Source organism: Xanthomonas hortorum, from assembly GCF_011305375.1.
Taxonomy (GTDB): Bacteria; Pseudomonadota; Gammaproteobacteria; order Xanthomonadales; family Xanthomonadaceae; genus Xanthomonas; species Xanthomonas hortorum_E.
In genome coordinates this window covers 50,781-74,121 of the sequence record NZ_VCME01000013.1, presented here as the reverse complement: position 1 = coordinate 74,121, position 23,341 = coordinate 50,781, and the positions used below count along the sequence as shown (strand labels likewise).

Annotated in this window: 16 protein-coding genes and 1 pseudogene; 9 read left to right on the top strand and 8 right to left on the bottom strand. The window is 65.5% G+C overall.

Annotation, left to right across the window (positions count from 1 at the left end):
- A pseudogene (locus tag FFY45_RS13150) lies at positions 1–1,364 on the bottom strand (Ice nucleation protein); the annotation flags it as partial.
- Between the two features lie 1,088 nt (positions 1,365–2,452).
- Here FFY45_RS13150 and purH point away from each other — a divergent pair.
- The 3 genes from purH to yccS all read left to right on the top strand — a co-directional run bounded on the left by purH (position 2,453) and on the right by yccS (position 7,943).
- Positions 2,453–4,036, top strand: coding sequence for a bifunctional phosphoribosylaminoimidazolecarboxamide formyltransferase/IMP cyclohydrolase (gene purH, locus FFY45_RS13145; RefSeq protein WP_176340768.1), 1,584 nt, complete (start codon positions 2,453–2,455; stop codon positions 4,034–4,036).
- Positions 4,037–4,189: 153 nt separating this feature from the next.
- Complete coding sequence (gene purD, locus FFY45_RS13140) at positions 4,190–5,485, top strand: phosphoribosylamine--glycine ligase (protein ID WP_176340767.1); 1,296 nt, start codon at positions 4,190–4,192, stop codon at positions 5,483–5,485.
- A gap of 244 nt (positions 5,486–5,729) precedes the next feature.
- On the top strand, positions 5,730–7,943 hold the full coding sequence (yccS, locus tag FFY45_RS13135; protein WP_176340766.1) for a YccS family putative transporter: 2,214 nt from the start codon (positions 5,730–5,732) through the stop codon (positions 7,941–7,943).
- 133 nt (positions 7,944–8,076) lie between these two features.
- On the opposite strand, the gene FFY45_RS13130 is transcribed toward yccS, so the two are convergent.
- The gene (locus FFY45_RS13130) at positions 8,077–9,267 is read right to left on the bottom strand and encodes an MFS transporter (RefSeq protein ID WP_176340765.1); all 1,191 of its coding nucleotides are present in this window, start codon (positions 9,265–9,267) and stop codon (positions 8,077–8,079) included.
- A gap of 127 nt (positions 9,268–9,394) precedes the next feature.
- Here FFY45_RS13130 and FFY45_RS13125 point away from each other — a divergent pair, with 127 nt between their 5' ends.
- The 3 genes from FFY45_RS13125 (at position 9,395) to FFY45_RS13115 (ending at position 12,390) form a co-directional block, all read left to right on the top strand.
- Complete coding sequence (locus FFY45_RS13125; RefSeq protein WP_176340764.1) at positions 9,395–11,317, top strand: MFS transporter; 1,923 nt, start codon at positions 9,395–9,397, stop codon at positions 11,315–11,317.
- A gap of 318 nt (positions 11,318–11,635) precedes the next feature.
- The gene (locus FFY45_RS13120; protein ID WP_006450995.1) at positions 11,636–11,980 is read left to right on the top strand and encodes a CD225/dispanin family protein; all 345 of its coding nucleotides are present in this window, start codon (positions 11,636–11,638) and stop codon (positions 11,978–11,980) included.
- On the top strand, positions 11,980–12,390 hold the full coding sequence (locus FFY45_RS13115; protein ID WP_102250944.1) for a DUF2752 domain-containing protein: 411 nt from the start codon (positions 11,980–11,982) through the stop codon (positions 12,388–12,390). Before FFY45_RS13120 ends, FFY45_RS13115 begins: the two co-directional genes overlap by 1 nt.
- Before the next feature lie 221 nt (positions 12,391–12,611).
- Here the strand turns inward: FFY45_RS13115 and FFY45_RS13110 are convergent, their stop codons facing one another.
- The 6 genes from FFY45_RS13110 to FFY45_RS13085 form a co-directional block, all read right to left on the bottom strand.
- The gene (locus tag FFY45_RS13110; RefSeq protein ID WP_006450997.1) at positions 12,612–13,505 is read right to left on the bottom strand and encodes a membrane protein; all 894 of its coding nucleotides are present in this window, start codon (positions 13,503–13,505) and stop codon (positions 12,612–12,614) included.
- Between the two features lie 79 nt (positions 13,506–13,584).
- Positions 13,585–14,475: an NAD(+) diphosphatase gene (nudC, locus tag FFY45_RS13105; RefSeq protein ID WP_176340763.1), complete on the bottom strand. Its 891-nt coding sequence runs from the start codon at positions 14,473–14,475 to the stop codon at positions 13,585–13,587.
- A gap of 326 nt (positions 14,476–14,801) precedes the next feature.
- Complete coding sequence (locus FFY45_RS13100) at positions 14,802–16,064, bottom strand: lipase family protein (RefSeq protein WP_176340762.1); 1,263 nt, start codon at positions 16,062–16,064, stop codon at positions 14,802–14,804.
- Between the two features lie 479 nt (positions 16,065–16,543).
- Positions 16,544–16,930 (bottom strand): iron-sulfur cluster insertion protein ErpA, encoded by a 387-nt coding sequence (gene erpA / locus FFY45_RS13095; RefSeq protein ID WP_006451000.1) that lies wholly within the window; start codon positions 16,928–16,930, stop codon positions 16,544–16,546.
- Positions 16,931–17,013: 83 nt separating this feature from the next.
- Positions 17,014–17,463, bottom strand: a complete 450-nt coding sequence (locus FFY45_RS13090) for a bactofilin family protein (RefSeq protein ID WP_104549716.1) — start codon at positions 17,461–17,463, stop codon at positions 17,014–17,016.
- 4 nt (positions 17,464–17,467) lie between these two features.
- Positions 17,468–18,205: a DUF6776 family protein gene (locus FFY45_RS13085; protein WP_343204103.1), complete on the bottom strand. Its 738-nt coding sequence runs from the start codon at positions 18,203–18,205 to the stop codon at positions 17,468–17,470.
- Positions 18,206–18,359: 154 nt separating this feature from the next.
- Between FFY45_RS13085 and FFY45_RS13080 the strand changes: the two genes are divergently transcribed.
- Genes FFY45_RS13080 through FFY45_RS13070 form a run of 3 tightly spaced genes read left to right on the top strand, consistent with a single transcriptional unit; the run spans position 18,360 to position 23,273 of the window.
- Entirely contained in the window at positions 18,360–18,986 is a 627-nt protein-coding gene (locus FFY45_RS13080; protein ID WP_176340760.1) for a DUF4126 domain-containing protein, read from the top strand.
- A gap of 38 nt (positions 18,987–19,024) precedes the next feature.
- A complete protein-coding gene (locus FFY45_RS13075; protein WP_176340759.1) occupies positions 19,025–20,965 on the top strand; it encodes an EAL domain-containing protein in 1,941 nt (646 codons plus the stop codon).
- A 40-nt stretch (positions 20,966–21,005) separates the two neighbouring features.
- Positions 21,006–23,273, top strand: coding sequence for an ATP-binding protein (locus FFY45_RS13070; protein ID WP_176340771.1), 2,268 nt, complete (start codon positions 21,006–21,008; stop codon positions 23,271–23,273).
- Positions 23,274–23,341: the final 68 nt, after the last annotated feature.

Genomic DNA, 23,341 nt, shown 5'->3' with positions numbered 1-23,341 from the left:
GTGCTGCCATAGCCGGCGGTCAGATCGCTGCCTTTGCGCGCGGTTTGCGTACTGCCGTAGCCTGCAGTGAGCGAACTGTCCCCGCCGGAGGTCTGGGTGCTGCCATAGCCGGCGATCAGCGTGCTGTCGGCACCGGCGGTGGAGGTGCTGCCGTAACCCGCAGTGAGGTCGCTGCCGGTACGGGCGGTCTGGGTGCTGCCGTAGCCTGCCGTCAGCGAGCTGTCGTTGCCCGATGTCTGCGTACTGCCATAACCGGCAATCAGCGAGCTATCGGCACCTGCGGTGCCCGTGCTGCCATAGCCGGCGGTGAGGTCACTGCCGTCCTGCGCTGTCTGCGTGCTGCCATAGCCGGCAGTGAGCGAGCTTTCTCCGCCCGAGGTCTGGGTGCTGCCGTAGCCGGCGATCAGCGAGCTATCGGTGCCCGCCGTGCTGGTGCTGCCGTAGCCTGCGGTGAGGTCGCTGCCGTTCTGCGCGGTCTGGGTACTGCCGTAGCCGGCAGTCAACGAGCTGTCGCCGCCGGAGGTTTGCGTGCTGCCATAGCCGGCGATCAGCGAGCTGTCTGCACCGGCGGTTTCGGTACTGCCGTAACCTGCCGTCAGCTCGCTGCCCTGCCGCGCGGTCTGGGTGCTGCCATAGCCGGCAGTGAGCGTGCTGCCCCCGCCTGCGGTCTGGGAACTGCCATAGCCGGCCACGATGGTGCTGTCGGATCCGGCCACGCCGGTGCTGCCATAGCCGGCGATCAACTCGCTGCCGTTACCCGCGGTCTCGGTGCTTCCATAGCCTGCGATCAGCTGACTCTGATCGGCGCCGGTGAGCGTGCTGCCATAGGTGGCGATTTCGCGTGTGCGCAGGATCGCATTTGACGGCTGCGCGGCTTGTGGGTCGGTGCCGTTAGGCGGTGATGGAAGTGGCGCGGTGGAATGCGGACCGCTTTCAACAGCCGGCGCGGTGAACTGCGCGTGCGGTGCCTTGGGCGTGAATTCCGCAGCCATGACGGTGTCGACAGGCAAGTCGGGTTTGGGTGGCGCGTGTTGCTCGATGCCGGCGGCGATGCAGCTCATCGCGCCTGCACGGTTACCGGCGTAGACCACGTCGGCCTTGGGGAACTTGATCATTCCCTCCTCGCCCAACCAGATGATATCGGCGGTCTCCACCATGCACACCACCCAGTGCGCATCGGCATGCATGTTCAGATGCGCATTGGTTCCCTGCCCCCACAACAAACCGGTCAAACCATTTTCCTGCTTGACGCTAGGCTGCCAATGCCTGCATTCGACCGGACCGCTTTTCGGCCAGATCAATCCGCAATGATCGGACATGTTGTTTGTGCATGTGCGTAATGCCAAAACTTTTTCACGATTCATAAGATAATCTCATCTGAATTTTCTAAAACAGCCGCGCAAGTCAGGTTCATGCCATCGCCGATAGAAAGATGGGAGCGTCGCCCATGCGGGCGAAACGCATCCTCCCGCTGGCAAGGACTGCGTCGGAACGGCAATGGTGGTCCTTCGGGAACGCCCTAGGGCGCGAAGTGCGCTGAGGTGTCTTGCTTGAATCGCAGGGTCATGGATCGCCGTGACGGCAAGACGCAGCTAGGGGTGAGGGCAAGGCTGGCTCCTGCGCGGCAGCCCTTGCAGCAAGTAGTGGTGGACGCCTCGCCGACAGCGTCATTGCCTTTGAACGTTAGGGAACTCAACAGATCAGCGAGTCCAGATCGTGATTCAGCAGCACGTGGCAGATGTCGCCGCAGCAGAAAACATGTTTCCGATACCGAAGCGCGAAACGCACATTGCGCCGAGATTTCCGACTTTTTTTCTAAATATGCGAACGGGTCTTGATTATGTCATTCGGCGAATCGCTCGCTTTCGAGTAACCCGGCAGCCCACTGATTTTTTACAGCGGCACATTTTCGTGATTGACTCCTGATTTATTGGTGAATTGGCTCACTAAATCAATTTAAACCCGATGGTCGAATGTCGCTTTTCGGATGTGCGCTCCGTCATTTGGCGTTTGTGACGCGGACTTTATCTCCTGCATCAGCGCGCACTTCGTCCCTGCCGGGTCGGTCATGCGCGGCGGCTGCCGCATTTACGGCAAGCCGTCAGCGCGCTGCCATGACTGACATCAGCTGCAGTCAGCACACGACACCACCGCAGGTGGCCGTTCGATGCCGGTATCTCGCCGAGTGCCAGACAGCCTTAGGTGGAGCGATCGCTTCGCCGACGCCTGCGTGATCATGTCTGGCGACCGAACAACTCGACCGAGCGGCACGTGGTCGTCACCTGCTGTCGCCCGGTGCCGTTGCGCTCTAGCGCCCACCAACCCTGCGTCCGTAGCAGCGCCTGGAAGCTCGCCGCCAGCACGCAGATCAAGGCGATCGCGAAGGTGTTGAGCCCATCGCGCGCTGTCGCGGCCTACAATATCGGCTGCCCCGCAATGACATCCCCCACCGATGGCCTCTGATTTCCTGCCCGTGCGCCGGGCCCTGCTCTCCGTTTCCGACAAGACCGGCCTGATCGACCTGGCCCGCGCGCTGGTGGCGCGTCACGTCGAGCTGCTGTCCACCGGCGGCACCGCCAAGGCGATCCGCGAGGCCGGTTTGCCGGTCACCGACGTCGCCGAGCTGACCGGTTTCCCGGAGATGATGGACGGCCGCGTCAAGACCCTGCACCCGCTGGTGCACGGCGGCCTGCTCGGCCGCGCCGGCATCGACGAAGCGGTGATGGCCGAACACGGCATCGTGCCGATCGACCTGCTGGTGCTGAACCTGTATCCGTTCGAGTCGGTGACCGCCAAGGCCGATTGCACACTGGCCGATGCGGTGGAAAACATCGACATCGGCGGCCCGGCAATGCTGCGCTCGGCGGCGAAGAACTTCGCTCGCGTGGCGGTGGCCACCGACCCGGCGCAGTACGCCGAGTTGCTGGCCGAACTCGATGCCAACGACGGTCAATTGTCGGCGGCCAAGCGCTTTGCGTTGTCGGTGGCTGCGTTCAACCGCGTGGCGCAGTACGACGCGGCGATCAGCAACTATCTCTCGGCAGTGGCCGATAGCGCCGAAAGCGTGCCCACGCGCAGCCCGTTCCCGGCGCAGATCAATTCCAATTTCATCAAGGTGATGGACCTGCGCTACGGCGAAAACCCGCACCAGTCCGGCGCGTTCTACCGCGACCTGTATCCGGTGCCGGGCACATTGGCCACCTTCCAGCAGCTGCAGGGCAAGGAGCTGAGCTACAACAACCTGGCCGACGCCGATGCGGCGTGGGAATGCGTGCGCCAGTTCGATGCACCGGCCTGCGTTATCGTCAAGCATGCCAACCCCTGCGGCGTGGCGGTGGGCGCGGCCTGCGGCGATGCCTACGAGCTGGCCTATGCGACCGACCCGACCAGCGCCTTCGGCGGCATCCTGGCTTTCAACAAGACGCTGGATGCAGCGACGGCGAAAGCCATCCTGGATCGCCAGTTCGTCGAGGTGCTGATCGCGCCGGACTACGCGCCCGGCGCGCTCGAGTACGCGACCAAGAAAGCCAACGTACGCGTACTCAAGATCCCGCACGGCAACGGCCTCAACAACTACGACACCAAGCGCATCGGCTCGGGCCTGCTGATGCAGTCGTCCGACAACCGCGGCATGTCGCTGGGCGAACTGAGCGTGGTCACCCAGCGCGCGCCCAGCGAGGCCGAACTGGGCGATCTGCTGTTCGCCTGGCGCGTGGCCAAGTACGTCAAATCCAACGCCATTGTCTATGCCAAGGACAGCCGCACCATCGGTGTGGGCGCCGGGCAGATGAGCCGCGTGGTCAGTGCCAAGATCGCCGCGCTCAAGGCCGAAGAAGCCAAGCTCACGGTGGCCGGCTCGGTGATGGCCTCGGATGCATTCTTCCCGTTCCGCGACGGCATCGATGCCGCCGCCGCTGCCGGCATCAAGGCGGTGATCCAGCCCGGCGGCTCGATGCGCGACGGCGAAGTGATCGCCGCCGCCGACGAACACGGTATCGCGATGGTGTTTACCGGCGTGCGGCATTTCAGGCACTGAAGTGCCGGGAATGGGGATTGGGGAATAGGGAATCGCAAGAGCGGCTCCCTCGATGCCATTCCACATCGTACGGCCTGCAGAAGCAAAGACTTTTCTATTTTCTATTCCCTATTCCCTATTCCCTATTCCCCATTCCCCAATCTCGGCACTCACATGAAAATCCTTGTCATCGGCTCCGGCGGCCGTGAACACGCCCTGGCCTGGAAAATCGCGCAGTCCGCGCAAGTGAGCGAGGTCCTCGTGGCGCCGGGCAATGCCGGCACCGCCACCGAGGCCAAGTGCCGCAATGTGGCCATCAAGGTCGATGATCTGGATGGCTTGCTCGCACTGGCGCAGCGCGAAGACGTCGCGCTGACCGTGGTCGGCCCGGAAGTGCCGCTGGTGCTGGGCGTGGTCGACCGCTTCCACGCGGCCGGCCTGCGCATCTTCGGGCCCACCGCCAAGGCCGCGCAGCTGGAAGGCAGCAAGGCGTTCGCCAAGGATTTTCTCGCGCGTCATGGCATCCCGACTGCGTATTACGCGGTGCACACGGAAGTGGACGCAGCACTTGCCTATGTGCGCGAAAAAGGCGCACCGATCGTGGTCAAGGCCGATGGCCTGGCCGCCGGCAAGGGCGTGATCGTGGCGATGACGTTGAGCGAGGCCGAAGACGCGGTGCGCGACATGCTCTCGGGCAACGCGTTCGGCGATGCAGGCGCGCGCGTGGTGATCGAGGAATTTCTCGATGGCGAAGAAGCCAGCTTCATCTCGATGGTCGACGGCAAATACGCCTTGCCGATGGCCACCAGCCAGGACCACAAGCGCGTCGGCGATGGCGACACCGGCCCCAACACCGGTGGCATGGGCGCGTACTCGCCGGCCCCGGTGGTCACGCCCGAAGTGCATGCACGCGTCATGCGCGAGGTGGTCGAGCCCACCGTGCAAGGCATGATCGCCGACGGCGTGCCGTTCACCGGATTTCTCTACGCCGGGCTGATGATCGATGCGCACGGCACACCGAAGGTGATCGAATTCAACGTGCGCTTCGGCGACCCGGAGACCCAGCCAGTGATGCTGCGCCTGCAATCGGATCTGGTCGATCTGCTCGAAGCGGCCATCGACGGCAAGCTCGACAGCGCGCACGCGCAGTGGGACCCGCGCCCCTCGCTGGGCGTGGTGATCGCGGCCAAGCCCTATCCGGAAACCCCGGTCACCGGCGAGGTCATCACCGGCCTGGACCAGGTGCCGACCAGCGCCAAGGTCTTCCACGCCGGCACCGCGTTGAATGCCGACGGGCAGGTGATCAGCGCCGGTGGCCGCGTGCTGTGCGTGGCCGCCCTGGGCGACAGCGTGCAGGACGCACAGCGCACCGCGTATGCCGGCCTGCAGCCGATCCACTGGCCCAACGCCTTCCAGCGCAGCGACATCGGCTGGCGTGCGATCGCCCGCGAGCGCGACGCACAGGGCTGAGCACTCGCAACCACACCTTGCAAGGTCGTCAAGCGCGATACATGCCCGTGCAGTTGGCCGGACGCGCAGCTCACACAGCTGCGCGCAGGCACGTGCGGCTGGGCTGCGGCGCAGGCACCGTCGTCGCGCAATCGGCTCCAATCCGCACAAATGCCGGGCACTACTGACAAAGAATTAGCCGCCCTCCACACCGATGGCGCGTGCCTGCGGCAATAATGCCCGGGCACCTTGCCTTGCAGAGACTGTGGCCACTTCTTCCTTCGAAACCCGCCTGAGCCGCTTGTGGGCCCATGAAAAGGCCAGCTATGGCCTACGCGTGTTCATCGCGCTGGCAGTGGCGATGGGCGTTTGCTGGCACTGGCAGCAGCTCACCGCGGTACCTGCGCTGTTCCTGGGTGCGATCGCCAGCGCCATTGCCGAGACCGACGACAACTGGCTGGGCCGCATCAAATCGGTGCTGCTCTCGCTGCTGTGTTTCGCCGCCGCTGCGGCGTCGGTGGTGCTGCTGTTTCCGTATCCGCTGGCATTCGTGATCGGCATGGCGGTGGCGACGTTTTCGCTGACCCTGCTCGGCGCACTGGGCGAGCGCTATGCCTCGATCGCGCAGGCCACCGTGGCCTTGTCGATCTACGCCATGATCGGCATGGACCAGCACGGCAGCCACGATCCGCTGATCGCCTGGCACGGTGCGGCGCTACTGCTGATCGGCGCCACCTGGTACGGCGTGCTGTCGATCCTGTGGACCCTGCTGTTCGCCAACCGCCCGGTACGCGAGCGGCTGTCGCGGCTGTTCTTCGAACTGGGCCGCTATCTCAAGCTCAAGGCCGATCTGTTCGAACCGGTGCGGCAAAGCGACCTGCATGCGCGCCGGCTGGCGCTGGCCGAGCAGAACGCCAAGGTGGTCGGCGCGCTCAACGCTGCCAAGACCGCGATCATGAGCCGCTTCGGCCGCTCGGGGCGGCCGGGCGTGCAATCGGGCCTGTATTTCCGGCTGTATTACATGGCGCAGGAATTCCATGAGCGCGCCAGTTCCTCGCACTATCCCTACGAAGCGCTGACCGATGCGTTCTTCCATAGCGATGTGCTGTATCGCTGCCAGCGCCTGCTCGCGTTGCAAGGCAAGGCCTGCGCCGCGTTGGGCGAGGCGATCCGCCTGCGCCACCCGTTCGATTACGGCGACAACAGCCGTCTAGCCACCGAAGACCTGCGCCAATCGCTGGACTACCTGCACGCGCGTGCCGACCCGGCACTCGCACGTTTGCTCGGCGCGCTGGAATTGCTGGTCACCAACCTGCAGAGCATCGAACGCAAGCTGTCGGAGGCGGCGCAATCCGATTCCACCAGCGACAACCTCGACACCCGTCTGCGCGATTCATCGCCGCACACCTTGCGCGAAATGGCCGCACGCCTGGGCCAGCAACTCACGCCCGGCTCGGTGCTGTTCCGCCACGGCCTGCGCATGGCCATCGCGCTGGTGGTCGGCTACGCCATCATGCAATCCATCCATGCCGACAACGGCTACTGGATCCTGCTCACCACCGCCTTCGTGTGCCGGCCCAACTACGGCGCCACCCGCCTGCGGCTGGTGCAGCGCATCGCCGGTACCCTGATCGGCCTGGTCGCCACCTGGGCGCTGATGCAGCTGTTTCCCGGCACCGAGGTGCAGTTGCTGCTGGCACTGGCCGCTGCGCTGATCTTCTTCATCACCCGCACCGATCGCTACATGCTGGCCACCGCCGGCATCACGGTGATGGCGCTATTCTGCTTCAACCTGCTCGGCGATGGTTTCGTGCTGATCTGGCCGCGCCTGATCGACACGCTGATCGGTTGCGCGATTGCCGCGGCCGCCTCGTTCCTGATCCTGCCGGACTGGCAGGGCCGCCGCCTCAACCAGGTGATGGCCACGGTGCTGGCCAGTTGCGCGCGCTATCTCACCCAGGTGCTGGAGCAATACGCCAGCGGCATGCGCGACGACCTGCCCTACCGCATCGCGCGCCGCGACATGCACAACGCCGATGCCGCATTGTCGGTGGCCTTATCCAACATGCTGCGCGAACCGGGCCGCTATCGGCGCAATCTGGACGCGGGCTTCCGCTTCCTGGCGCTGTCCAACACCTTGCTCGGCTATCTGTCCGCGCTGGGCGCGCACCGCGCCGCACTCGATGGCGAACACGACCCCAGCATCGCGCAGGCCGGCGACTACCTGCAGCGCGCGCTGGGCGAGATCGCCACCGCCTTGCGCGAACGCCAACCGTTGCCGGTGCACGACGAAACCGAAGAAGTGGCCACTGCCGAGGCGCTGGAACAACATGCCGTGCAACTGCCGCCCAAGCAGCGCCTGGTGCGCGACCAGTTGGCGTTGACCCTGCGCTTGTTGCCCAAGCTGCGTGCTGCGGCGATGGCGGTTACCACTGCACCGGCAGACAGCACCACCCGGTTGGCGATCAACAAGGCCTAACGCGTCCTTGTCTGTGGGCAAGGATGCCGCGCAACCAATGCAGCCTCCCTGTGGACAGCCGGATCACGGGCGATGCGATGCAAGCACAGGCCACCTCCATCCGATGGCCGCGCCGTCGCTCTGTCAGCCGCACTTACTTCCACTGCTTGCGCGCCACGCTCAGCCACACCCATCCCAACGCCGCCACGGCCAGCACTGCGCCACCGATCACCACGCCATTCCAGCCGGCCTGCGCATACGCCGCCGTGCCCAATGTCGAGCCCACCGCACCACCGATGAAGTAGCAGGTGATGTAGGCCGAGGTAATGCGGTTGCGTGCATTGGGATTGCGCTGATAGATCACGCTCTGGTTGGCGATATGCACGCCTTGCACCGCGATATCCAGCAGCAGCACGCCGACGATCAGCAAGCCGATCGATTGCGGCGCAAACGCCAGCAACCCCCACGACAGCAGCAACATCACCAGACCGCCCCAACTGACCCGATCGCCATGCCCGTGATCGGACCAATGGCCGGAGCGATTGGCGGCCAGCGCACCAGCCGCGCCGATCAAACCGAACAGCCCGATCACCGCCGTGCCATAGCCATAACGTGGCCCGGACAGCAAAAACGCCAGCGTGGTCCAGAACATGCTGAAGCCGGCAAAGATCAGCCCGCCCAGCACCGCGCGCGAACGCAGCACCGCATCGTCGCGCAGCAGCGTCAGTACCGATCCCACCAACTGCGGATACGACAACTGCGCATTGCCCGGATGCCGCGGCAATCCGCGCCACAGCAGCCAGGCCGTGACCAGCAATGAACCTGATGCGATCCAGTACACCGTATGCCAGCCGCCAACACCGGCCAGCACCCCGGCGGCGGTGCGCGCCAGCAGGATGCCCAGCAACAACCCGCTCATCACCGTACCGATCACCCGCCCGCGCTCCTTGGGCGCGGCCAGCGTCGCCGCAAACGGCACCAGAATCTGCGCCGCCACCGAGCTGGCACCGGTCACGATGGTGCCCGCCAGCAACATGCCGAAGCTGTGCGAGGCCGCGCTCACCAGCAGGCCGAGCGCGCTGAGCACGAACAGCCCGACGATCAGCCCGCGCCGCTCCAGCCGGTCGCCCAGCGGCACCAGCAACAGCAGCCCCGCCGCATAGGCCAGCTGCGCGGCAGTCACCACCGCCCCGGCACTGCGCACCTGGATCCCGAATGCCTGCGCCAGCGTCTCCAGCAACGGCTGCGCGTAGTAGTTGCTCGCCACCGCCAGCCCGGTGGCGGCGGCCATCAGCAGCACCAGCCGGCGCGGCAATGGTGGATGCGCAGCGGATTCGACGGTCATGACAGGAGTCTGGTAAGGAGAGGCGCGCAGTGTGGGCGGTGACGCGGCATCTTCCAAGCGCGCATCGGCCATGCACCAGCCCGCCGTGGAAGCCTGCTAGGCTGCGCGCGTTCGCAAAGGAAACTGCATGTCCGGTCACAGTCAGTTCGCCCTGCTCAGGCAGCGCCGCTTCTTGCCGTTCTTCGCCGTGCAGGCGTTGGGCGCGTTCAACGACAATGTCTATCGGCAGGCCATCATCGGCTTGTTGTTCTACCTGGGCATCGATGCGGCGCAGCGCACGCTCTACACCAATCTGGCGCCGGCATTGTTCATCCTGCCGTACTTCCTGTTCTCCGCGCTGGCCGGCCAAATTGCCGAGAAGCTGGAGAAGCAGAAGCTCATCGTGATCACCACCACGATGGAGATCGCCATCATGTCGCTGGCCGCGGTGGGCTTTCTCACCGAGAACATGGTGATATTGCTGATCGCGTTGTTCTGCACCGGCCTGCAGTCCACGCTGTTCGGGCCGGTGAAATATTCGATCCTGCCCTCGGTGCTGAAACCCGAGGAACTCACCGGAGGCAACGGCCTGGTCGAGATGGGCACCTCGATCTCGATCCTCTGCGGCATGATCTTCGGCGGGTTGATCTTCCAGATCGCCGGCAGCCACGGCCCGGAGGCCGCGGCCACCGCAGTGATCGCCATTGCCGTCACCGGCAACCTGGTCGCGCGGCTGGTGCCCAAGGTCGATGCCGGCGCGCCCGAGCTGACCATCAACTGGAACCCCATTCCCGAATCGCGCGCCATCATGCGCCTGACCCGGCGCACGCCGGCAGTGCGCAACGCGGTACTCGGGGTGTCGTGGTTCTGGTTCGTCGGCACCGTGCTGACCGCCCAGTTGCCCACGTACGCGCAGGTCAATCTAGGCGGCCAGCAGGATCTATATGTCTTCGCGCTGGCGCTGTTTTCGATCGGCACCGGCGTGGGGTCGTTGCTATGCGAACGGCTGTCCGGGCGCACCGTGGAAATCGGGTTGGTGCCGCTGGGTGCGTTCGGCATCAGCGCGTTTTTGCTGGATCTTTATTTCGCGCGTCCCGGCGCTGCGCCCGCCAGCAATCTGTCGATCAGCCAGTTCGTGCAGCAGCCCGGCAGCGTGCGTTTGATCGTGGATCTGGTCGGCATCGGCCTGTTCACCGGTTTGTTTGTGGTGCCGTTGTTCGCGCTGATCCAGAGCCGCACGCCCAAGGCCGAACTCTCGCGGGTGATTGCCGGGCTCAACATCCAGAACTCGTTGTTCATCGTCACTGCCGCCATCATCGGTATTGCATTGCAGTTGCCGCAACTGGTGCTGTTCGGGGTGCGCATTCCGCTGCCGGGCCTGAGCATTCCGCAGGTGTTCCTGGCGTTGGCGCTGGCCAACACGCTGGTGGCGCTGTGGATCTTCACCCTGGTGCCCGAGTTCCTGATGCGCTTTCTCAGCTGGGTGCTGGTAAGCGTGCTGTATCGGCTGCGCGCGCGCGACATCGACCGCCACGTGCCCGATGAAGGCGCCGCGCTGCTGGTCTGCAACCACGTCAGCTACATGGACGCGCTGATCCTGTCGGCGGTGATTCCGCGCCCGGTACGCTTTGTCATGTACTACAAGATCTTCCGTATTCCGGTGATGCGCTGGATCTTCCGCACCGCCAAGGCCATCCCGATCGCCGGCGCGCGCGAAGACCCCGCGCTGATGCAGCAGGCCTTCGACCGCATCGATGCGGCGCTGGCCGACGGCGAGCTGGTGTGCATCTTCCCCGAGGGCGCATTGACCAAGGATGGCGAGATTGCGCCGTTCAAATCGGGCGTGGGAAAGATCCTCGAGCGCCGCCAGGTGCCGGTGATTCCGATGGCGCTGCGCGGCATGTGGTCGAGCATGTGGAGCCACCGCGACACCCGTCTGGGCCGCATGCGCGTGCCGCGCAGGATGCGCGCGCATATCGAAGTGGCCGCCGCGGCAGCGGTTCCCGGCAACGAGGCGACCGCCGCGCTGCTCGAACAGCAGGTGCGGGCGCTGCGTCAGGATCAGCCATAAGTGCGGCGAGCGCGGGCTTTGCGTCCGTCGCGCGCCGCGAGTAGCCTGTGCGCCATCACACGTTTTGCCGCCGCGCTCGCCTGGCGAACGCGACAGGTCGTATTGGGGGGAGTCGTCGTGCTCAACATCATCGCGCCTGAGGCATCTGCCGCGATCGGCTGCTGCTGCTCATTGCAGCGGCCGGCGATCGCGCCGGTAGCCATGTGCGGCCGTTGTGTACCCGTGCCTACGACCGTCGCCATTGCTGCGGCACGCACCCGATAACCCTCCCCGCTCACCCATCAGTTCGCAGTCGTTTACCACCCAAGGAGCTTCATCATGAGTGCCATCCCACCGCCGATCCATCCCTCGTCCAGCGCCGCACCCGGCCCGGTCCCCAACCACCTGATCTGGGCGATCGTCTCCACCGTGCTCGGCTTCTGCCTGTGCTGCCCGGCCCTGATCAGCGGCATCGTGGCGATCGTGTTCTCCAGCAAGGTCAACGGCCTGCTCAACCAGGGCGACATCGACGGCGCACGTCGCGCCTCCAACACCGCCAAGACCTGGTGCATCGTGACCAGCGTGCTGGCCGTCATCGGCCTGCTGATCAACATCGGCATGGTCGCCACCGGCGGCATGCAGGGCTACATGGACTACATGCAGCAGTTGCAGCACATGCAGTAATGGAGCTGCGTCCACGCCATTGGCTTGGACTCGGGGCGGCCACCAGCGTGGCCGCCTTTGGCGTGAGCTTGCTGTATCGCTTCGATCCGAACGCGAGCAACAGCCCGTTCCCGCCCTGCGTGTTCCGTGCCGTGACCGGCTGCTATTGCCCCGGTTGCGGCATGACCCGCGCGCTGTACGCGCTGGTGCATTTCGATCTGCCCGGCGCCTTCGCCATGAACCCCGCCGCCGTGCTCGGCCTGTTCACCCTGCCCGGCCTGATCGCCTGGAAAGCCGGCTGGCGCGCGCGCTGGTTCGCACCCGTCGTGGCAGTGATGTCCGAACCGAAGTTCTGGTTATGGGCGTTGCCGACGTATTGGGTTGCCAGGAATTTGCCGTGGTACCCGTTTACGCTTCTGGCGCCGGCTTAGACCGTTAAGGATCAACTCTGTGAACTTAGAGCAAGAATCCGAGCGCGCCACTGAGCTACTAGTCGGAAAGATTGTTAAGTCTGTTAGACGTCACCGACCTGGCGAAGTCGCCATCCAGTTCGAAGATGGAAGCCGGCTCTTCATGGAAGTCAATGGCGATGCTCTTGAGCTTTCTATCACCGATTGCACGGGTGATTAACTGCCTCTAAGCGGACTTGGTGTTACCGCACCCACCCGGCAATCACCAGCAACGCCAGCACCACCATCCATAGCAGAAGCACGCGCCAGACCAGGCTCATCGCATCGCGCACTTCCGGCAGGCGGCGCCACACCGGCACTAATCCGGAATCGGTGTAGTCGTGCGCTTCCTCGCGTAGCTCGGCACTGACGCTGGCACGCGCCACCGCACCGAGAAAATGCGGCTCCAACGACCAGCGATTACCGTGCGCTTGCCGCCAGGCGCGGAACACCGTGTCGAAATTGCCCACCAGCGCCATCGAGACGGTAATCAACTGCGCCACCGGCCATTCCAGCGCGGCCAGCAGCCAACGCGCGCCGGCCAGATTGCGTGGCGGCAGCAGTACCGACAGCGGGCTTTCCACCGCCAACGCCGTGAGCCGATACAGCACAGCCCCGAACGGCCCCAGCAGCAAAAACCACCACAACACCGCGAACCAGCGCCGCAGGCCGTTGACCACCACCGCTTCCACCAACGACGGCGCATCTTCGTGCACGCTGCCGCCGGCTGCCTGCAACTGCGCAATCGCATCGCGACGTGCGCCGGGCTCGTCGGCATCGATCACCGCTTCCACATCGCGATCCAGATCGCGCGGCCCCCAGGTCCAGGCCAGCACCGCCACACCGAACAGCAAGGCCAAAAACCCGCGCCACACATCGTCCAGCAGCCATTGCAGCAGCAGGACAACCAGCAAGGCCGGCAACAGCGCCAGCAGCACGCCATAGCGCCCCTGCCACGCACCGCGCCCGGCCGCATGACTGTCCAGCCGGCGCAACCAGTGGGCGAACCATTCAAAACGTCGCAGCCGCACCACGTGAGCAGGCACCAGGTGCCCCAGTGCGAGTGCGACGACGACAGCAACCAGGGTGGTGAACATGGGTGGGCCTCCTCAGCCGAGTCTAGCCGAGCCGATGCCAGCGCACCTGATCTGCCCGCGTTGCAATGATCGGCCAGGCTCAACCATGCGTGCGGTGCCAGTGCTCGATCAGCGCGCGCGCGATGGAAATACGTGGCGGCAAGCCGATGCTGCCCTCGCCCGCCAATGCAGCGGTGACCTCGGCATGCGTGACCCAACGCGCGTCTTCCAGCTCGCCGGTCACCTGCGGCACCTCGGTGGCTGCAGCACGCGCGGTAAAACCCAGCATCAACGCACCCGGGAAAGGCCACGGTTGCGCGCCCAGATAGCGGCAGTCCTGCACCAGCACGCGGGTTTCTTCGAAGACTTCCCGCGCCACCGTCTGCTCCAGCGATTCGCCGGGTTCGACGAAGCCGGCAATCACCGAATACCGCCCCGGCGCCCAACTTGCCTGCCGCCCCAACAACACGCGCTCGCCATCGCTGACTGCCACGATGATGGCCGGATCCACGCGCGGGTAATGCTCGGTCTGACATTGCGTGCAATGCGCGATGAAGCCGGCACGCCGGAAGGCGATCGCCCCGCCACACACGCCGCAAAACCGCGTGCGCGACTGCCAATGCAACATCGCGCGCGCATAGGCAAAGGCTGTGGCGATGTCGGCCGGCCAATCGGCAGCGGCCTGCCGCAGATCGATGCTTTGCGGCGCCTGTACGCCGCTCTGATCGGCCGGCAAGCAAAACCAGCCGACGTCTTCGCGCAGGCCCAGAAAAATCGCCGCCTCCGGCCCGTCGCCGAGCGTCGCGCCCTCCATCAGCAAGGGCTGGCCCTGCGCGTCGGCGAGCGCAGCGCCCTTGGCATCGAGCAACAAGACGCGGCCCTGCGGCCACAGACGCGCCAATGCATCGGGATCGTCACGCAATAGATCGCCACGATCGAGCGGCGCGTGGGTGAAGGCACATTCGGAGGTTGAAAAGAGAGACTCGGACATCGGCGCAAGCCTGCCGATAATCGGCATCGCCTGCAACCGTCGCACACGCTCTGACGGCCTCGCTACCGGCGCGTGTTCAGACGTGGATGCCAGCAGCGCCGGCCGGTTGATTGCTACGTGGTGACAGCAAGGCACGCGCTGCCCGGATCGCGAGGCAGCGCGCGCAGTTGTTGCACTCAGGAGACGATGTCCGATTCCGCCGTCATCATCAGCCTCGCCGCTCGCATCGGCGCGAAGGCGTCACTGGGCAGGCTTGCGACAGATCCCTGACCTGCAGATCATCCGCATCCGGCAGATCGAATCGAATCGAACCGATGACCATCGCGTCAGCGCTGCTTGTCCAGCAACTGATGCCGCACCGCGACGATGCACGGTTCATTGGTCGTCAGATGGACGAATGCCGAGTTGTCGTTGGGGTCGCCACTGCCGATGTCGACCAGCGCTACCTGGGTGCTGCCACGACGCTTGAAGCCGGCGATCGCGGTCACCGCGTTCTTGAGCGGGATGGTCGCATCGTTGGACGAACCGCACAGCAGCGTTGGCGTCTGCGGTTTCCAGTCCAGCAGATCGTTGCGCGCCAGATCCTTGCGGAACGGGTTGTTGGGGTTGCTGGCAACATCACGGTAGAACCCGGGCTGGAAATACGCCTTGAGCTGATCGATCCCAGGCAGCGTATCGCCAAGGACCAGATCGGTCAGGCCCAGCTTGCCGGGGAACAGCGCCTCGACCCTGGCCGCCCACGGATCCTGAAACACCTGCCCCGCGGCCAGATAGATATTGCGATAGGTGTGCTGCATCGCGACGATGGCGTAGCTGCCCAAAATGATGCCGAAGCTGCTTTCGCCTACCGCGTTGCTTCCGCTCCAGCTGTCCACAAAGGTCTGCTCCAGCGCGTAGGGCCCGGAAATCGGCGCGCTGGCAACCAACTGAAATTCCTTGGACAGATGCGCCTCGATCTCTCGCTGGGTGGCCAGTGCGGCATGGCCGCCTTGCGAATACCCCGACAGCATCACCTTGCCGGACAGCGGCGTGTTCAACCGCTGCAGAACGCTGCGCGCCGCGCGTAGTGCATCGACCGTCGCACTCGCCTCCGACGCGCTATGCAGGTAGGGATGGAAGCCGTAGTTGGATTTCCCCAGCCCCAGATAATCGCTGCTGACCACGACATAGCCTTGGCTGGCCAGACGCGTGACCAGCGGGTCGTCACCCTTGGCGTCACGGATGTCCTTGGCCTGCTCCTCATTGCGAATGGTTGCGGTCGACCGGCCCCAGCCCAGCAGCGGATAGGGCCCGCTGCAGCGCTCGCCACCCGGAATCAGCACCACGCCCGATGCGGTGGCCGGTTCGCCATTGACGCCGATCGTTGCATAGGTGAACTCAGCCACGCGCACGTTGCATTTGGGCTGTTCGGCCGCTGGCTCGGAGGCAAGCGATACGGCAATCGCATCCCGGGTGTAGCTGGTCAGAAAATTGCTGTTGAGCAAGGTGCCACGTGCAGGCGATGCCTGGGCGCTAGGAGCAAACACCGCGCCGGCGATGCCAAGCATGGCCAGCAGGCCGAACGCCGATCGGGATGTGAGTTGCAACATGATGAGATGTTCTCTGGTGAAGGAACGGAACGGGCAGCAGCGATCTACGGCACGCAGGATCGGCATCTAGCTGTCCGATCAACACGCGGCAGCTGGCAATTTGGTCGCGACGCCATGGCGTGGGATGGGTGCTGTGTGCGGCACGCTCGCTCGGCGCAATGGCGAGTGCCGCCAGCGCGCGTCAGGTCGAGACACGATGCAGGGATAAGGCGAGCATGTCGGAGCACCGGCATTGAGCATGCGGGCAGTATGGCCGCCGCCACGCGCGCGCCACCTCGCGCGCACGAAGCTTGCGCGCGCCCGGCGAAACCCGCAGCACGGAAATGTTTGCAACGCGTTAGACATGCGCTCTGGTGGCGCATCGCGCACCACCGACACCCTGGCGATCATCCGCGCAGTGCGTAGATCCCACCACTCGTCGCTTAAAAAATCGACCACCGCATCAACGACACGCGCAGGCTGAAGCAACCGCACCTGGTTTAGACGCTGAAGCTGCTACCGCACCCGCAGGTGGTCTTGGCGTTGGGATTGCGGATCACGAACTGCGCACCGGTCAGACTTTCGGTGTAGTCCACTTCGGCACCCATCAGGTATTGCAGGCTCAGCGGGTCGACCAACAGCGTCACGCCATCGGTGGCCACGGACAGGTCGTCTTCGGCACGGTTCTCATCGAACTCGAAGCCGTACTGGAAGCCGGAACAGCCACCGCCCTGGATGTACACACGCAATGCCAGCTCGGCATTGCCTTCTTCCTGGATCAGCTCGCGCACCTTGGCGGCGGCGGCCACGGAAAAGTTCAGTGGCCGGTCGATGGACTGATAGTCCGGTGCCGGGGCGGCGGTGGGAAGCGAAACGAGCGTGCTCATGGCGTCAGCATGGGGGCCAGGCGGCCCCACTTCAAGCGGTGGCTGCCGAACCCCGTGCCGCGCTTCAGCCGCGCACAAGGCATTCAGGCGTCGGCGGTTTCGGCTTGCAGGGTTTTAACAGGCTCGGCGCGGCTGGCGTCCGGCGCCGGCAACGCAGCGGTTGCGCCTGCACTGGCGGCGTGGATCAACCGTCCGGTGAGCTGCGCACCGGCGCTCATCTCCACCACCTGGTAATGCACATTGCCCTCCACGCGCGCGTTGGCGGCCAGTTCGACCCGCTCGGCGGCATGCACATCGCCGGTCAGCTGGCCGTTGATGATCACCACCGGCGCGCGCACTTCACCCTCGATGCTGCCCTGCTCGGCCACCGTCAGGATGGCGCTGGCGCCGTCTTCGGCAATGACCTTGCCCAGGATGCGGCCTTCCACATACAGCCCGCCGCTGAACATCAGGTCGCCGCGAATGATCACTTGCGGCCCGATCAAGGTGTCGACCACGGTCTGCGCACCACGGTTGGACTTGTTTCCGAACATAGAGCTACTCCCCCGCGCCATTGCCGGCGACTTTCCAGTCGAATGTCTGATTGACCGGCGCCCCATCGCCGCTCAGGGAGATTTTGACACGTTGCGGAGTGAAATCCTTCGGCAGGATCACGCTGCCGTCCAATTGCTGAAAATAGCGGAACGAATACGGCTGCCCGGCGGCGTCGGGTTTCTGGTGCAGCTCGTTCCAGCTCACCGTCACCAGCTTGCCGGCGCGCACGCCTTCCACCGCAAAGCGCAGCTGCCCCTGGCTGATCGCACCGCGGTTGAGGTTCTGGGTCAGCACCACGCTGTAATTCCAGGTGCCGCCGGCCTCGGCGGTGAACTGCACCGAATGCGTGTTGAGCCCCTTGCGCTGCGCGGTGGAGCCCACCAGCCGCTCGTAGAACGCCACATCGGCGCGCAGTGCGGCGATCTGCTCATCGCGCTCGGCCAGCGAGGCCTGCACCTCGGTGTTGGCGGCGCGGCTGATCTTGTCGGACATCGCCAGATTGACCTGGCGCTGCTGTAGTTGCTCAATCAGCCGTCGTTGCTGGGCCTGGCTACGCTGCGCCTGCTGCAACGCCGCCTCGGCCTCGACCAGACGCGGCGCGGCGGTGCGGCTGGCCATCCACCACACCCCGCCCAGTGATGCCAGCCACACCAGGGCGATCACCAACCACAGCCAGCGGCCGCTGGAACGGCCGCCACCCGAGTCACGTTGAACGATCTGAACGCGTGCGGCTGGTCGCATGGGCATCGGGTCCGGACAGGCCGGCGCAGTCATGGGCGGCGTAGTGTGCCAGAGCGCCACCGACCGGCGTGCTGGCGCTGGACCGGCGGTTAGCCCAAAGTTCTGCCAAAATTCTGCGATAGTTCTGCAATTGTTTGCAGAGACTGACGACGCCATGAGCGAAGCCCACCTGTTCGTGATCGGCATCCTGCTGGCCTGGCTGGCCGGCATCCGTGTCTATCTCACCGTGTTCGGCGTCGGCCTGGCCGGCCTGCTCGGCTGGATCGAACTGCCGCCCGCCCTGCACCCGGCACAGTCCTGGTGGGTGCTCGGCACCTCGGGCGCACTGGCCGTGGCCGAATTCTTCGCCGACAAGATCCCCGGCGTGGATTCGGGCTGGGACCTGCTGCAGACGCTGGCCCGCGTGCCGGCCGGTGCGTTTCTGGCTGCAGCCACGCTCTCGCCCGATGGCGATCTGGGTACGGGCGCACTGGCGGCCGGCGCAGGCGTGGCGCTGACCAGCCACACGCTCAAGGCCGGCACCCGCGCCTTGCTCAACACCTCGCCGGAGCCGGCCAGCAACTGGATCGCATCGCTCACCGAAGACGCCATCGCCACCACCGCACTGGCGCTGGCACTGGCGCATCCGTGGCTGGCACTGAGTGTTGCAGTGGGCTCCAGCGTGCTCGCCGCGCTGGTGGTGTGGTGGGTATGGCGCCTGCTGTGGCGGGGCATGCGTCGGCTGGTCGCACCCACGCGTGCAGCCACCACGCCGGCTGCACGCAGGTCCCCGCTATCGTGAAGTTCATCGCATAATCATCGCGACTGCAGGGAGTATCGATGGCCGCCCGAGATCCGGTTCCTTTCACCCGTGACGACACCGCCACGCGCAATCGTCTGCTGCGCGCAGAGACGCCGCCGGCCGACTATTGGCGCCGTTGGGTCGACGAGACGGCTGCTTCCGACAGCGCTGCGCCGGTGAGTGCGGCAATCATTCCCGCACCTGCGGGCGTGGCCGCGCCGGGAGTTCACGCGCAAACGGTGACCTCGATCAGCGCTGCGCGCGCCACGCCGGCAGCACCGCCATCCGCAACGCAGGCGGCAACCCGCGAAGGCGACGGCAGCGTGGCGGCAGATGCGCCATATCGCGTGCTGATCGTCGAAGACGATCGCTCGCAAGCCTTGTTCGCACAAAGCGTGTTGCACGGTGCCGGCATGCATGCGCAGGTGGAAATGACCGCCGCCAGCGTGCCGCAGGCGATCCAGGACTACCACCCGGATCTGATCCTGATGGATCTGCACATGCCCGAGCTGGACGGCATCCGCCTGACCACCTTGATCCGCCAACAACCCGGCCAGCAGTTGCTGCCGATCGTGTTCCTGACCGGCGACCCGGATCCGGAGCGCCAGTTCGAAGTGCTCGACAGCGGCGCCGACGATTTCCTGACCAAGCCGATCCGCCCGCGCCACTTGATCGCCGCAGTGTCCAACCGCATTCGCCGCGCGCGCCAACAGGCGCTGCAACAGACCGGCGAACAGGTCAGCGTGCGCAGCAATCCGGAAACCGGCTTGCCGACGCGCAACCATGTGATGGGACTGCTCGCCGAGGCGCTGGCGCGCAAGCAGTCCGGCGGCTTGTTCTTTATCGAAATCGCCAGCGCGCTCGGCCTGCGTGAGCGCTACGGTTATGCCGCCTACGAGCGCCTGATGACCCAGGCCGGCCATCGCCTGGCCAGCGCTGCGCACCCGTATCCACTGGCGCGCTTGAACGACAACAGCTTCCTGCTGCTGGGCGTGGACATGCCCGAAAACAGTCTGGAACAGCACGCGCTGGAGATCCGCCAGCGGCTGTCCGCCAATGCCTTCTCGGTACGCGAAGAAGAATCCGTGCACGTGCGGTGCGCCATTGGCGTCGCACCGCTGGGACTTGGCTTCGACGACACCGGCAGTGCGCTGGAAGCAGTCGAACGCACCGCCTTGCAGGCACGCCTGCGCAGCGACGGCGTGCAGGTCTATCTGGCCCCCAGCCAGGCCGAGCAACAGGAGCAACTGCGCCTGGTCGAAGGCCAGCTCGAACTGGCCTATCAGCCGATCGTGGCGGTGGCCGGTGGCGACACCGCGCAGTACCAGGTGCTGCTGCGGCTGCGCCAGGCCGATGGCACGCTGCTATCGGCCGGCCAGGTGATTCCCGCCGCCGAAGCCGCCGGACGCATCGCCGATCTGGACCAGCAGGTCATGGATCACGCGCTCGGCCTGCTGCATCTGTACCAGCATGCCCATCCGCCGCTGCGCCTGTTCGTCTCGCAATCCCCGCGCACACTGGCGCGCGATGCCTTCGCCGACTGGCTGCTCGCGGCACTGGTCGAACGCGGCGTGGCCGGGCAATCGCTGATCGTGGATCTGCGCCTGGACGATGCCTTGATCCACGCGGTCACCGTGCAGCAGTTCTGCGCCAAGCTGATGCCGGCCGGCGTGCAGTTCTGCCTTAGCCAGTTCGAGCCCGGCGACGAAGCCAACGCGCTGCTGAGCCAATTGCCGCTGAGTTTCGTGCGCATGGCCAACCGCTTTGCCGACGCCCACGGCAATGCCACAGTGCGCGATCAACTGCGCAGCGTGATCGATATCGCCCATCAGCGCGGTTTGCTGATCATCGGCCAGCGCATCGAAGATCCGCAGGCGGCCGCGGCGATGTGGATGAGCGGCGTGGACTTCATCCAGGGCAACCTGGTGCAGACGGTCGGCAAGGAACTGGACTTCGACTTCACGAACGCGGTGCTGTGAAGTGACAGCGCGGGCAGGAGGCCTTCGCGCCTGGAGCAGCCTGGCCACGCTGGCCGCCCTTGCCGCAGCGCTGGGGGCAGGCCTGCAGTGGTCTGCCATCGATGGTCCCTGGCTGGCGTTGACGGCAACATCTGCAGCGCTCGCGGTGGTATTGGGCGTGTGCGCTGCCATCGCCGCGTATCGCAGTGCACGCGCGCAGCATGCGTTGGCACAACGCCTGGAAGAAGCCGAGGTCGCCCGCGAGCGCCTGCAGCAGGAGCTGCAACGCCAGGGCGAACTCGAACAGGAACTGCTGCGCGCCAAACAGGCCGCCGAGGCCGCCACGCTGGCCAAGGGCGAATTCCTGGCCACCATGAGCCATGAGATCCGCACCCCGCTCAACGGCATCATTCCGATGCTGGAACTGATCTCCAGCGGCCAACTCAGCCTGGATCAGCGCGACATGCTGCAGACCGCCACCGGCAGTTCGCTGCAACTGCTGCGCATCGTCGACGACATCCTCGACTACTCCAAACTCGAAGCCAACAAGCTCGAACTGGAGATCACCACCTTCAACCTGCGCGAACTGCTCGACGGCGTCGTGCAGCTGTTGCAGCGCACAGCCGAAGGCCGCCAGTTGCGCATTGGTCTGGAGATCGAACCATCGGTGCGCCTGCTGGTGCGCGGCGACCCGATCCGCCTGCGCCAGGTGCTGGGCAACCTGATCGGCAATGCAATCAAGTTCACCGAACGTGGCAGCGTGGATATCCAGCTGCGTCGTCTTGGCGAAACCCGCGCTCAGCATCTGCTGCGCTTCCAGATCCGCGACACCGGGATCGGCATTGCGCAGGACCAGCAGGCGCGTCTGTTCCGCTCATTCGCCCAGGCTGACGCCTCCACCACCCGCCTGTACGGCGGCACCGGGCTGGGGCTGGCGATCTGCAAGCGCATCATCGACCTGATGGGCGGCCGCATCGGGGTGGAATCCGAGCCCGGGCGCGGCGCCACCTTCTGGTTCGAGATCCCGCTGCTCAAGGTCATCGGCGACCTGCAGCAGAACACCGGCGCCGACGCCGCACGCGTCATGGTGATCAGTTCCGACACGCGCCTGTCGCAGCGCCTCAAGCGCCTGCTCGACAGCTGGGGCGTGTCGAATGTGCTGATGGAAACCACCCAGGAAGCGCTGGAGCGCGTGCGCCGCCACAGCGATACCGAAGGCTTCCGCTGCGTCATCGCCGACCACGACACGCTGCGCTACAGCGCCCGCGCCGTGCATCGCGCGTTGGCCCAGCCCGCAGACCTCGGCGGCTCGCGCCTGATCTGGCTCTACGGCGACGAACCGGTGCCGTCCGAACTGCAGGACCACGCCACCCTGGTGCCGCGCCAGAGTCCGGACGAGACGCTGCGCTCGCTGGTGCTGCCGCCCGATCCAAAGCCGGCCCAATCGCTCACGCTGGCCTCGGCGATGATCCCCGAGCCGTTGGCGCCGTCGCTGGCCAACGCACGCGAGGTGCGCATCCTGCTGGTGGAAGACAACCCGGTGAACCTGCTGGTCGCGCAGAAGCTGCTGGCGGTGCTCGGCTTCGACGCCGACACCGCCACCGATGGCGAAGCCGCGCTGAGCAGCATGGAATCCACCCGCTACGACATGGTCTTCATGGATTGCCAGATGCCGGTACTGGACGGCTATGCCGCCACCCGGCGCTGGCGCGCGATGGAAACCGAAAGTGGCGGCCGCCCGATCCCGATCGTGGCGATGACTGCCAACGCCATGGCCGGCGATCGCGAACGCTGCCTGGCCGCCGGCATGGACGACTATCTGTCCAAGCCGGTCGCGCGCGAACAGTTGGATGCCTGCCTGCAGCGCTGGCTGCCACGCCAGCCGGCGCTGCCCGGTCCGACCAGTGGTGGCGCAGCCAGTGTGGAGTCCGAAAGCGCCAGCAACGCCGCTCAGGCGCGTGCGCTGCCGATCCTGGACAACAGCGTCATCGACGAGCTGTACGAGGTGGCGGGCGCAGACACCATCACCATCCTGCAGCTGTTCCTGGAAGATGCGCCGGGCATCATCGAACAGCTCGAAACCGCAGCAGCCAATCGCGACAGCATGCAGCTGCGCGATCTGGCCCACACGCTCAAGTCGTCCAGCGCCAACGTCGGCGCCCAGGCGGTCTCCAACGCAGCACGCCGCATCGAACTGGCCGCACGCACCGGCACCGTCGAACGCCCATCGGTCATGGTGGCGCTGGTCATCGCCGAATACGCGCGCGCCCGCCTGGCACTGCTCGGCCAGGTCGCGCGCCTGCAAGCAAAGACCCACGCAGCCAGCTGAGCGATCAGGAGCCTGTGCCGAGTCATACCAGGCAGCCAGCAAAACGCGCCGCCCAAGAACAACCCCAC